The 10,780-nt window shown below is 71.6% G+C and carries 12 protein-coding genes; 7 read left to right on the top strand and 5 right to left on the bottom strand.

What is annotated here, in order from left to right; genetic code table 11:
- Nucleotides 1–66 precede the first annotated feature (66 nt).
- The 3 genes from ABZS58_RS18070 to ABZS58_RS18060 all read left to right on the top strand — a co-directional run bounded on the left by ABZS58_RS18070 (nucleotide 67) and on the right by ABZS58_RS18060 (nucleotide 3,547).
- A complete protein-coding gene (locus ABZS58_RS18070) occupies nucleotides 67–1,047 on the top strand; it encodes an ABC transporter permease (protein WP_354782734.1) in 981 nt (326 codons plus the stop codon).
- Nucleotides 1,044–2,060, top strand: a complete 1,017-nt coding sequence (locus tag ABZS58_RS18065) for an ABC transporter permease (RefSeq protein ID WP_354782732.1) — start codon at nucleotides 1,044–1,046, stop codon at nucleotides 2,058–2,060. The genes ABZS58_RS18070 and ABZS58_RS18065 overlap by 4 nt, the downstream gene beginning before the upstream one ends.
- 203 nt (nucleotides 2,061–2,263) lie before the next feature.
- The gene (locus tag ABZS58_RS18060; RefSeq protein WP_354782730.1) at nucleotides 2,264–3,547 is read left to right on the top strand and encodes a nitric oxide synthase oxygenase; all 1,284 of its coding nucleotides are present in this window, start codon (nucleotides 2,264–2,266) and stop codon (nucleotides 3,545–3,547) included.
- A 25-nt stretch (nucleotides 3,548–3,572) separates the two neighbouring features.
- Here the strand turns inward: ABZS58_RS18060 and rocD are convergent, their stop codons facing one another.
- From rocD to ABZS58_RS18045, 3 genes are all read right to left on the bottom strand, one after another.
- The gene (gene rocD / locus ABZS58_RS18055; RefSeq protein WP_354782728.1) at nucleotides 3,573–4,784 is read right to left on the bottom strand and encodes an ornithine--oxo-acid transaminase; all 1,212 of its coding nucleotides are present in this window, start codon (nucleotides 4,782–4,784) and stop codon (nucleotides 3,573–3,575) included.
- An 85-nt stretch (nucleotides 4,785–4,869) separates the two neighbouring features.
- Nucleotides 4,870–5,661 (bottom strand): dimethylargininase, encoded by a 792-nt coding sequence (gene ddaH, locus ABZS58_RS18050; RefSeq protein ID WP_354782726.1) that lies wholly within the window; start codon nucleotides 5,659–5,661, stop codon nucleotides 4,870–4,872.
- Nucleotides 5,662–5,834: 173 nt separating this feature from the next.
- Nucleotides 5,835–6,050 carry a hypothetical protein gene (locus ABZS58_RS18045; RefSeq protein WP_327008940.1) on the bottom strand — a complete coding sequence of 72 codons (216 nt, stop codon included), beginning with the start codon at nucleotides 6,048–6,050 and terminating at the stop codon, nucleotides 5,835–5,837.
- 142 nt (nucleotides 6,051–6,192) lie between these two features.
- On the opposite strand from ABZS58_RS18045, the gene ABZS58_RS18040 reads away from it, so the two are divergent.
- From ABZS58_RS18040 to ABZS58_RS18025, 4 genes are read left to right on the top strand one after another with little or no spacing between them, the layout of a single operon-like run.
- Complete coding sequence (locus tag ABZS58_RS18040; protein WP_354782723.1) at nucleotides 6,193–6,567, top strand: hemerythrin domain-containing protein; 375 nt, start codon at nucleotides 6,193–6,195, stop codon at nucleotides 6,565–6,567.
- 22 nt (nucleotides 6,568–6,589) lie between these two features.
- Nucleotides 6,590–7,189 carry a hypothetical protein gene (locus ABZS58_RS18035; RefSeq protein ID WP_354782721.1) on the top strand — a complete coding sequence of 200 codons (600 nt, stop codon included), beginning with the start codon at nucleotides 6,590–6,592 and terminating at the stop codon, nucleotides 7,187–7,189.
- Between the two features lie 10 nt (nucleotides 7,190–7,199).
- The gene (locus tag ABZS58_RS18030) at nucleotides 7,200–7,445 is read left to right on the top strand and encodes a hypothetical protein (RefSeq protein ID WP_354782719.1); all 246 of its coding nucleotides are present in this window, start codon (nucleotides 7,200–7,202) and stop codon (nucleotides 7,443–7,445) included.
- Nucleotides 7,442–8,191 carry a metallophosphoesterase gene (locus ABZS58_RS18025; RefSeq protein WP_354782717.1) on the top strand — a complete coding sequence of 250 codons (750 nt, stop codon included), beginning with the start codon at nucleotides 7,442–7,444 and terminating at the stop codon, nucleotides 8,189–8,191. Before ABZS58_RS18030 ends, ABZS58_RS18025 begins: the two co-directional genes overlap by 4 nt.
- Nucleotides 8,192–8,270: 79 nt before the next feature.
- Here the strand turns inward: ABZS58_RS18025 and ABZS58_RS18020 are convergent, their stop codons facing one another.
- Together ABZS58_RS18020 and ABZS58_RS18015 are read right to left on the bottom strand one after the other, a co-directional pair.
- A complete protein-coding gene (locus ABZS58_RS18020) occupies nucleotides 8,271–9,104 on the bottom strand; it encodes an RNA polymerase sigma factor SigF (RefSeq protein WP_354782715.1) in 834 nt (277 codons plus the stop codon).
- 210 nt (nucleotides 9,105–9,314) lie between these two features.
- A complete protein-coding gene (locus ABZS58_RS18015; protein WP_354782713.1) occupies nucleotides 9,315–10,547 on the bottom strand; it encodes a glycosyltransferase in 1,233 nt (410 codons plus the stop codon).
- Nucleotides 10,548–10,780 lie beyond the last annotated feature (233 nt).

The raw sequence follows: 10,780 nt of genomic DNA, 5'->3' as shown, positions 1-10,780 counted from the left end.
AAGCGCCTCGGGCCGGTCATCAACAGGACAGCCCTGGGGCAGGCGCCCGGAACGAAGTGAGGACGCATGACCGCCCCCGCCGTTTCGAAGCCCGGTGAGAAGTCCCGCGGGCTCGACGCCGCCACCGTACGACGGCTGCTGCCCGCGTACGGCGTGTACGTGGCCCTCGCCGTCCTCGTGCTGTTCAACATCGTCTACACCGACAACTTCCTGGCCTGGAACAACTTCCGCATCCAGCTGGTCCAGGTGACCCCCGTCGTCATCGTCGCGCTCGGCATGGCGCTCGTCATCGGCACCGAGGGCATCGACCTGTCCGTCGGGTCCGTCATGGCGCTCGGCGCCGCCCTCATCCCGCTGTACCTCGGGTACGGGATGGTCCCCGCGCTCCTGCTCGCCGTCCTCGGCGGCGTGTTCGTCGGGCTCGTCAACGGCAGCCTCGTCGCGTTCGTCGGCCTCCAGCCGATCGTCGCGACCCTCGCCATGCTCGTCGCCGGCCGGGGCGTCGCCCTGGTCCTGTCCGACGGCAAGTACAAGGACATCCGCGACAAGGACTTCCTCGCCATCGGCACCGACGCGTTCCTCGACGTGCCCTACACGGTGTGGATCGCCGCCGTCCTCGCCGTGATCGTCGGGTTCGTCATCCGCCGCACGGTGTTCGGCCGGCGGCTCCTCGCGATCGGCGACAACCGGGCCGCCGCCCAGCTCGCCGGTGTCCCCGTCAAACGGGTCCTCATCACCGTCTACGTCATCGCCGCCGTGCTCGCCGCGATCGCCGGCGTGATCCAGGTGTCGCGGATCGGCTCCGCCGACGCGTCCCGCATCGGCCTGCTCATCGAGCTGTCCGCGATCACCGCCGTCGTCGTCGGCGGCACCCCGCTGACCGGCGGGAAGATCCGCGTCCTCGGCACCGTCGCCGGCGCGTTCCTCATGCAGCTGCTGACCGCGACGATGATCGCCAACAACCTGAAGGACTCGACCGCGCAGATGGTCCAGGCGGTCATCATCCTGGTCGCGGTCTACACGGCCCGTGAGCGGAGGACCCGATGAGCCAGACGCTGGTCACCCCCGACGCGACGGTCGAGAAGGCCGAGGCGGCCTCGATGCGCACGGAGCGGATCGTCGAGCTCGTACAGCGGCAGGGCGCCCTCGCCGTGCTCGGCATCGTGATCGTGGTCGGGCTCTTCGCGTACGACAACTTCCGCAGCTTCGACAACGCGGGCACGGTGCTCGTGTCGGCCGCGCCGGCGGCGCTGATCGCGCTCGGCATGACCTTCGTGATCATCTCCGGCGGGATCGACCTGTCCGTCGGCTCCCTGTACGTGCTCGGCGGGGTCCTGGCCGCGTGGGCGTCGCAGTACGGCGTCGTCGCCGCGTTCGCCGCGCCGCTCGTCGTGTGCGGGCTGTTCGGCCTCGTGCAGGGCCTCGTCATCGCCTACGCGCGGCTGGCGCCGTTCATCGTGACGCTCGCCGGGCTGCTCGGCGCGCGGGGGCTCATGCTCGCCCTGTCCGGCGAGGGCCGCACCACGTACCTCGTGGACGCCGGCGCGTTCAAGGACTTCGGCAAGGGCGAGTTGCTCGGCGTCAAGTACGCCGTGTACCTGGTCGCGGTGCTGCTCGTGATCGGCATGGTCGCGCTGTACCGCACCCGTTTCGGGCAGTCCGTCTACGCCCTCGGCGGCAGCGAGGACGCCGCCCGGCTGATGGGTGTGCGCATCCGCGGCACCCAGATCCGGGTGTACGTCCTGTCCGGGCTGCTCGCCGGGCTCGCCGGGGCGATCAACGCGGCCCGGCTCGGCTCCGGCGTCACCGTCCTCGGCACCGGCATGGAGCTCGACGCGATCGCCGCCGTCGTCATCGGCGGCACGCTGCTCACCGGCGGCGCCGGCACGCTCGGCGGCACGATCGCCGGCGTGCTGCTGCTCCAGGTCATCCAGAATCTGATCAACCAGGACGGCGGGGTCACGTCGGCCTGGCAGACGGTGATCAGCGGGGCGTTCATCGCGCTCGTCGTCGTCGCGCAGACCTACCTGGCGAAGCTGCGGCGGGTCGCATCCGGATAGACAAATCAGGCTTTTCGGCCTTTTGGGCACTTCGGTCGGTACCTTTGGCCGGAGTGCCCTTGCCGTTTGCACCTTGCATCCTTGACTCACGGACATATCCCGCACACGGTGTGCGACTCTGCCCCGTGTGAGGCACCGAACATGAACTCCTTGCCGCGTCGGAACTACCCCAGAGACGTCACCGTCGGCGTTGGGAGGTCAGTGTGAGCGTGCCTGGATACCGCGACACTCCAGGTCAGCAGTGGGATCCGCACCTGCCGGTGGATCTGCGGGAGGCGGAGGAGTTCCTCGACCAGTACTACCGCGAGAACCCGCAACGGGGCGACAGCCGGGAACGCCTCGCCCGTATCGCCGACGAGATCGCCGAGACGGGCACCTACACCCAGACCTATGCCGAGCTGGTCTTCGGCTGCCGGGTCGCCTGGCGCAACGCGAGCCGCTGCATCGGCCGCCTGTACTGGCGCAGCCTCGTCGTGCGCGACCTGCGCAAGGTCGGCGCCCCCGACGAGATCTTCGAGGAGCTCGTGCGGCACCTGCGCCTCGCCGGCCAGCGGGAACGCAACGTGATCCGCCCCGTGATCTCCGTCTTCGCACAGCACGTCCCCGGCCGGGACGGCGCCCGCCTGTGGAACGAGCAGCTCATCCGCTACGCCGGGCACCGCCAGGCAGACGAGCTGGTCACCGGCGACCCGCGGTACACGCAGTTCACCGAGACGCTGCAGCAGTACGGCTGGCGCGGCAAACCCGACAACCCCTTCGACGTGCTCCCCATCGCGATCGAAGGCCCCGGTGGCGACGTGAACCTCTACGACCTGCCCGAGCACGCGGTCTGGGAGGTGCGGATCGAGCACCCGACGCTGCGCTGGTTCGCCGAGCTGGGGCTGCGCTGGCACGTCGTGCCCGCGATCGCCAACATGCGCCTCACCATCGGCGGCGTCGACTACCCCTTGGCCCCGTTCAACGGCTGGTACATGGGCACCGAGATCGGCTCCCGCAACCTCGCCGACCCCGACCGCTACGACCTGCTGCCGGTCATCGCCGAACGGATGGGCCTGGACACCAGCACCGAACGCTCCCTGTGGCGCGACGGCGCGCTGCTGGAGCTGAACCGCGCCGTCCTGTGGTCCTTCGACCAGGCGGGTGCCCGGATCAGCGACCACCACAGCGAGTCGGAGCGCTTCCTCGCCCACATCGCCAGCGAGGAACGCGCCGGCCGCGAGGTCCCCGCCGACTGGAGCTGGATCGTCCCGCCGATGAGCGGCGCCGCGACCGGCGTGTTCCACCGCTACTACTACGAGGCCGACCAGCGCCCCGCCTTCTACCTGGACTCCGACGCCCGCGAGCTCGGCCGCCGCGGCCGCTCCCCGATCGTCCCGCAGGTCCCCGAGGAGGCCGCCGCGTGCCCGTTCCACGACGCCGCGGCGGCGCCCGCCGAGGGCCCGGTGGAGCAGCGCGGCTGGTTCGGCCGGCTGTTCCACCGCCCCTGACCTCGGCGGACCTCGCAGCGGGCCGTCAGGCTTTGAGGACGGCCTCCAGGGCGTCGACGGCGACGTCGACGTCCTGGGTCGTCACCTGCAGCGGCGGGGCGAGGCGCAGCGTCGAGCCGTGGGTGTCCTTGGCCAGGACGCCACGGGCCATCAGCGCCTCGCACGCCTGCCGGCCGGTCATCAGGGCCGGGTCGATGTCGATGCCGGCCCACAGGCCACGGCCACGCACGGCGGTGAGGCCCTTGCCGACGAGGGCGTTCAGGCGCTCGTGCAGGTGGGCGCCGACGGTCCGCGCGTTCGCCTGGAACTCGCCGGTGCCCAGCAGCTCGACGACGGCCCGGGCCACCGCGCACGCGAGGGGGTTGCCGCCGAACGTGGAGCCGTGCTCGCCCGGGCGCAGGACACCCAGGACCTCCCGCGAGGCGGCGACCGCCGACACCGGCACGATGCCGCCGCCGAGGGCCTTGCCCAGCACGTACATGTCGGGGATCACCGGCGCCGAGGCGAACGTCTCGCCGGTGCGGCCCAGACCCGACTGGATCTCGTCGGCCACGAACAGCACGTTGCGCGCCGAACACAGCGACCGCACGCCGGGCAGGTAGTCCGCCGGCGGGACGAGGACGCCGGCCTCGCCCTGGATGGGTTCGATGAGCACGGCGACGGTGGTGTCGTCGATCGCATCGGCCAGGGCGGCCAGGTCGCCGTACGGCACGACCCTGAACCCGGGCGTGTACGGGCCGAAGTCGGCGCGCGCGTCCGGGTCCGTGGAGAAGCTGATGATCGTCGTGGTGCGGCCGTGGAAGTTGTCGGCCGCCACGACGATCGTCGCCTGGCCGTCGGGGACGCCCTTGACCTTGTAACCCCACTTGCGGGCCACCTTGATCGCGGTCTCCACGGCCTCGGCGCCGGTGTTCATCGGCAGGACCAGGTCCTTGCCGCAGAGGGCGGCGAGCTCCTCGCAGAACGGGCCGAACTGGTCGTGCAGGAACGCGCGGCTGGTCAGCGTGATCCGGTCCAGCTGGGCGTGCGCGGCGGCGATGAGCGCCGGGTGCCGGTGGCCGAAGTTGAGCGCGGAGTAGCCGGCGAGACAGTCCAGGTAGCGGCGGCCGTCGACGTCGGTGACCCAGGCGCCCTCACCGGAGGCGATGACGACCGGCAGCGGGTGGTAGTTGTGCGCGGTCCATCGTTCGGCCTGCTCGATCGCGGGATCGGTGAGACCCGATACGAACGTGGTCATGCCGCCACCTCCGCTTCGCTGCGGCGTCGGCCTGACCCGAACACTGCGCTGATGACGCCCAGCCCTACGCTGCGCTCCGGCCTGGTCATGCGCGCACCTCCAATGTGCAGCACTTCGGTCCGCCGCCGGCCTTGTGCAGTTCGGACACGTCGACCGGCACCGGCTGGAACCCCTTCGACGCTAGCTCCCCCGCGAGGCGGGTGGCGGCGGACGGCAGGACGACCCGGTGGCCGTCGCTGACGGCGTTGAGCCCGAGGACGGCGGCGTCCTCGGCGGTGGCGATGACGGCGTCGGGATACAGCCGGCGCAGCACCGCCTGGCTGCCGGGCGAGAACGCGCCCGGGTAGTAGGCGACGTTGGTCGGCGACAGGACGGTCAGCGCCGTGTCGAGGTGGTAGTAGCGCGGGTCGACGAGCTGCAGCGTGATCACGGCCCGGCCGAAGAGCTCCTGCGCCTCGGCGTGCGCGGCGAGCTCGGTGCGCAGGCCGGTGCCGGCGAGGAGGTGCTCACCGGCGAGGAGGATGTCGCCCTCGCCCTCGTTGACGCTCTTCGCGGCGTGCACGTCGAAGCCGTTGCGCTCGAACCACGCGAGATAGGCGGGGCCCTCGTCGGCGCGCTCGGGGTGGCGGAACTGGGCGCCGTAGACCTTCCCGTCCACGACGGTGGCGCCGTTGGCGGCGAAGACCATGTCGGGCAGGCCCGGGACCGGGTCGATGAGGTCGACGGTGTGGCCGAGCGACAGGTAGAGCTCGTGCAGCCTGGTCCATTGCGCGACGGCGAGGCCGGCGTCGACGGGCGCGGTCGGGTCCATCCAGGGGTTGATCGCGTAGTCAACGGCGAAGTGCGTGGGTCGACACATCAGGTAGCGACGGCTCATGCGTCCAAACCTAGGCGTGGCACGCCCGGCGTTCCATTGCGGAAAGCTGCTTCTTGTCGGCGTTTTCTTGTCTTGTACGACAAGCTCCCGGCGATCCGTTGCGCCACCACCCACAGCGGGCGGCCCGGACCAACCGCCCGGACCGCCCCCGCCGAGCGGCGTGCGGGAAGCGCTCAGCGCAGCTCGCGCCAGTCGCCGGGCTGGGCGAGCAGGCCGGAGACGCAGTCCATCGCGGGCTCCTCCGCGTCGAACTCGTAGGTGCGGGCGCGCCCGTCGGCGCCGCCCTCACGCGACTCGACCCACCAGTGACCGGCGTCCTCGAAGAGATAGACGTCGCGGCGGGCGAGCCGCCCCCAGGTGCCGTTCCACCAGTGCTTCCTTCGCTCCATGAGCAGACATTCGAACACACGTGCCAACCCCGGCGGAAGCCCGCCACGCCCATATCGATCAGGTCTGCTGCGTGACGGTTAGCCGGGTGGCGCGCGGGGTACGCAACCGCATGCCTGAGCCACGGAAACTGGGGAGCTGACCATGGAGCAGGATCTCGTCGGCCTGCTCGTCGCCGAGCACCGCCGGATCGAGTCGTTGTTCGCGGAGATCGAGACGGCCGGGTCGCCGGACACCCGCCGGGCCGCGCTGGACGCCGCGGTCGCGATGCTCGCCGCGCACACCGCGACCGAGCAGCGGCTGCTGCACGCGCGCCTGCCAGTGGAGCTCGCCGGCTACGAGGCCGCCGAGCACCGCCGCATCGACGACCTCGTGGCCCGGCTGACGCGGCTCGACGACGCCGACCCGGCGTTCGGCACGCTGCTGTCGGCGCTGCTGGAGACGGTCCGCGAGCACGTCCAGGAGGAGGAGACGGAACTCTTCCCACGCCTGCCGCAATCGGTGCGTGTGACGCAATGACCTGACGGGTAAGCCTCTGTTCATGGCAGTTCCGGAAGACAGGCAGCCGCTGATCGCCACACTGAAACGCGCGGCGTTCCACTTGAAGGACTCGGGCATCCCGTTCTGCCTGGCGGGCAGTTTCGCCGTCTACGCGCGCGGCGGCGAGTCCGTCGACCATGACATCGACTTCCTCATCAAGGCCGAGGACGCCGAACGGGTCCTCACGGCCCTGGCCGAGGTCGGGTTCCGCGGTGAGGTGCCGCCCGAGGGCTGGCTGGTGAAGGCGTTCGACTCAGTGGGGGATCAAGACAACCTCATCGACTTCATCTTCTGCCCGGTGCAGCGGCCGGTCACCGACGCGACCCTCGCCGACACCGACGTGATCGCCGTCAACGCGTGCCACATGCCGGTGCTGTCGGCGACCGAGCTGATGATCCACAAGGTGCTCACGTGGTCGGCGCACTACTGCGACTACGCGCGCGGGCTCCCGGTCGCGCGGTCGCTGCGGGAGCAGATCGACTGGCCACGGGTGTACCGGGAAACGGCCCACTCGCCGTACGCGCATGCTTTTCTGTTCTTGATCGACCGCCTCGGCGTCATGTCGCTGGACGAGACCAGCGCCCTCGCCGCTTCCCTGTGAGGAGGCACTCGTGATCATCGACCAGCACGTCGAGAGCGAGCTGCACCAGCTGCTCATCGAGGACCCCCGCATCGCCGAGCAGGGCATCCGGGTGGTCCGCACCGAGGACGGGGTCGGCCTCGTCGGCGAGGTGGAGAGCGCCGAACGCCGCGACCTGATCTGCCAGGTCGTCAACGAGGCGTTCCCGGACCTGCCGGTGCACTGCAACATCGGGCTCACCAGGGTCAACGAGCCGCAGGACGTGGAGGAGCTATGACGTTCGACGAAGGCAGTGTCAGAGTCGCCGCGGTCGGCGACGTCCACCTCGACGCGGACGTCCTCGGCCGGTACCGGCCGGCGCTGGAGCACCTCGGTGACAAGGCCGACATGTTGCTGCTCGCCGGTGACCTGACCCGGCACGGCACCGCCGACGAGGCGCGCTGCGTCGTGCGGGAGTTCGGCGGCCTGGCCGTGCCGGTGATCGCGATCCTCGGCAACCACGACCACCACTGCGACCAGCCGGCCGAGGTGACGAAGGTCCTCCAGGACGGCGGGATCACCGTCCTGGAGTGCTCCGGCACCGTCCTGCGGGTCGGCGACGTGCGCGTCGGGGTCGCCGGGACGAAGGGCTTCGGCGGCGGGTTCGCGGGCGCGTGCGCGAGCGAGTTCGGCGAGCCGGAGATGAAGGCGTTCACCCGGCACAGCCGCGAGCTGGCCGAACGCTTCGGGGTCGCCCTCGCCGACCTGGACGCCGACGTACGGATCGCGCTCACGCACTACTCGCCGGTGCCGGAGACGCTGCTGGGCGAGCCCCTGGAGATCTACCCGTTCCTGGGTTCCTATCTGCTGGCGCAGGCGATCGACGCGGCGCCCGCGGTCGGGCTCGCCGTCCACGGGCACGCGCACGCCGGATCGGAGCGGGGGACGACGCCCGGCGGGGTACCCGTCCGCAACGTCGCCCACCCGGTGATCAAGCAGGCGTACAACGTGTATCAACTGTCGTCGGTGCTGACACCCGCGTAGCCGTCCGCCCTCCGGCGCGGCGCGCTTCTCGCGGGCTGCTCCAGCGGCGTCAGCCCCGTCACGAGGGCGCCGCTGTCGCCTACAGGGGTGTCACGAGGGCGCCGCGCAGGTGGGCCAGGGCGTGGGCGAGCAGGCGGGACACGTGCATCTGGGAGATGCCGAGCCGGTCCGCGATCTGCGTCTGCGTCATGTTGCCGAAGAAGCGCATCGCGATGATCCTCTGCTCGCGCTCCGGCAGCTGCGCGATCAGCGGTCGCAGCGACTCGCGGTCGTCGACGGCCTCCAGGTCGCGGTCCGTGCCGCCGAGGAGGTCGGCGAACTCGGCGCCGGACTCGTCGCCGCCGCCGGCGGGCGCGTAGATGGACAGCGCCCGGTAGGCGTGGCCGGACTCGATGCCCTCGATGACGTCCTCCTCGTCGACGCCGAGCTTCGCCGCCAGGTCCGCGACGGTCGGCGAGCGGCCGAGCTCCTGCGCGAGATCGCCGGACACCTTCGAGATCTCCAGGCGGAGCTCCTGCAGGCGGCGCGGGACACGCACGTCCCAGCCCTTGTCCCGGAAGTGGCGCTTCAGCTCGCCGACGATCATCGGGATCGCGTAGCTGGTGAACGCGGCGCCGCGGTCCGGGTCGAACCCGTCGACGGACTTGATGAGCCCGACATTCGCGACCTGGTGCAGGTCGTCCAGGGGCTCGCCGCGGTTGCGGAAGCGCCGGGCGAGGTATTCGGCGAGCGGCAGGTGCAGCTCGATGAGGCGGCCCCGGACACGGTCGCGGCCGGCGCCGGCGGGCAGCTCCGACAGGAGCGTGAGCAGCGCGCGCGTTTCCGCGTCGGCGTCCTTGTGACCGGTGTGGGTGCGGGTGCGGGTGCGGGACCTGGATGCGGCGGTGACTGGACGGTGCACGGTGACGGTCATCGGGGGATCCCCCTGCCAGCTGCCATGGCCGCCGCCCACGGGTGGGGGCACGGGGCCACGTGAGGATGTCGCCAGCAGACGCCTCGGTCTCGAGCGCCCGGCGCACGCCCGCCGCCGGCGACCGCGACTGTTTGACGATCGCGCCGATCAGCCGTTCAGCTGATGTTGCGGGTCATACCAACGTACGCCTGGCGCTCTGTGATGACAAGGTCACGAAGCGACGTCGGTGAGCGCCTCGTCGTCGGCGTCCGCGTCGGTGCCCACGTCGCCGGCGCCGGTCACCGCCCGGTAGACCCGTTCGACGTCGGTGGCGGTGCGGTCCCAGGTGTACCGGGAGCGGACCCGGTCGATCGCGGCGCTGGCGTAGCTCATCCGGCGCACCTCGTCGCCGAGCAGCCCGCGCAGCGCGCCCGCCATCGCCGGCACGTCCCGGGGCGGCACGAGCAGCCCGGTGACGTTGTCGATGACGCTCTCACCGATGCCGCCGACCTCGTACGCGACGACCGGCACCCCGCACGACATGGCTTCCAGCGGAGTGAGGCCGAACGGCTCGTACCAGGGGGCGCACGCGAGGACGTCGGCGGAGCGGTACCAGCCGGGCAGCTCCTGCTGCGGGACGGCGCCGACGAGCCGGACCCGGTCACCGACCCCGAACCGGTCGGCGAGCTCCATCAGGCGGCGCGCCTCGGGGTCGCGGTCGATCCGGTCCGGTGCGGGCCCGCCGACGACGACGAGCTCCGCGCCCGGGACGCGGCGCAGCGCCTCGACGAGGTCCGCGAAGCCCTTGCGGGGCACGAGCGGCCCGACGCTGAGGATGCGGCGCATGCCGGGGCGCAGGTGGTCGGCGCGGGAGCCGCTCGGCGCGAACAGCTCACCGTCCACGCCGGACGGGACGATCACGGTGTCGGAGCGGCGGATCCCCATCCGGCCGAGCTCGCCGACCTCGTCCTCGCACTGCGCGACGACGCGGTCGGCCATCGTGCCGAGGGTGCGCTCCAGGCCGACCCGCGCGTCGGGGCTGGTGTCGCGGTCCTTGAGCAGCCGCCGCTTGACGGTGCCGAGCCCGTGGTACGTCTGCACCACCGGGATCCGGTGCTCGGCGGTGGCGGTGAGGGCGGCGAGGCCGCTGAGCCAGAAGTGGGCGTGGATGACGTCCGGGCGGACCGCGTCGTCGCGCCAGTGCGCGGCGAGCCACCGCCCGAAGTCGCCGACGTGCGGCAGCAGGGCGTCGGCGGGCAGGTCCTCCGCGGGTCCGGTGGGCACCTGCTCGACGATGAAACCGGCGGTCCTGACCACGTCGTCGGGGGCCGCGGCGGCGCGGCGGGTGTAGACCCGCACGTCGTGCCCGCGCCGCCCGAGCGCCTCCGCGAGGGCGGTGACGTGGGTGTGCTGGCCACCTGTGCCCGAGCCCCCGAGCGCCAGCGGGCTCGCGTGCACGGACACGATCGCGATCCTCAACCCGCACCCGCCCGCGACGAAGATGCCTGTTGCACCGTGCGCACCTCCACCTGGCCGACTGCGCTGACCTGCCAACGCCCCTACCCGGGCCGGTTGGTGGTAAACATCAACGGTCGAGTCGCAACCGGCTCGGGTGACACCGGGGTCCGCTCCGGGTTCACGACCGGGTTCAGCAGCACGGGCGAGGATGTGGAGGCATGGTGGCCAAGCCGTCGGGC

Source organism: Dactylosporangium sp. NPDC005555, from assembly GCF_040605635.1.
Classification (GTDB): Bacteria; Actinomycetota; Actinomycetes; order Mycobacteriales; family Micromonosporaceae; genus Dactylosporangium.
This window is presented reverse-complemented; position numbering and strand designations above follow the sequence as displayed.

Bases quoted from the DNA above. Each gene is read 5' to 3' on its own strand.
- ABZS58_RS18070 (WP_354782734.1), top strand. From the start codon at position 67: ATGACCGCCCCCGCCGTTTCGAAGCCCGGTGAGAAGTCCCGCGGGCTC.
- ABZS58_RS18065 (WP_354782732.1), top strand. From the start codon at position 1,044: ATGAGCCAGACGCTGGTCACCCCCGACGCGACGGTCGAGAAGGCCGAG.
- rocD (WP_354782728.1), bottom strand. From the start codon at position 4,784: ATGACCACGTTCGTATCGGGTCTCACCGATCCCGCGATCGAGCAGGCC.
- ddaH (WP_354782726.1), bottom strand. From the start codon at position 5,661: ATGAGCCGTCGCTACCTGATGTGTCGACCCACGCACTTCGCCGTTGAC.
- ABZS58_RS18045 (WP_327008940.1), bottom strand. From the start codon at position 6,050: ATGGAGCGAAGGAAGCACTGGTGGAACGGCACCTGGGGGCGGCTCGCC.
- ABZS58_RS18040 (WP_354782723.1), top strand. From the start codon at position 6,193: ATGGAGCAGGATCTCGTCGGCCTGCTCGTCGCCGAGCACCGCCGGATC.
- ABZS58_RS18035 (WP_354782721.1), top strand. From the start codon at position 6,590: ATGGCAGTTCCGGAAGACAGGCAGCCGCTGATCGCCACACTGAAACGC.
- ABZS58_RS18025 (WP_354782717.1), top strand. From the start codon at position 7,442: ATGACGTTCGACGAAGGCAGTGTCAGAGTCGCCGCGGTCGGCGACGTC.
- ABZS58_RS18020 (WP_354782715.1), bottom strand. From the start codon at position 9,104: ATGACCGTCACCGTGCACCGTCCAGTCACCGCCGCATCCAGGTCCCGC.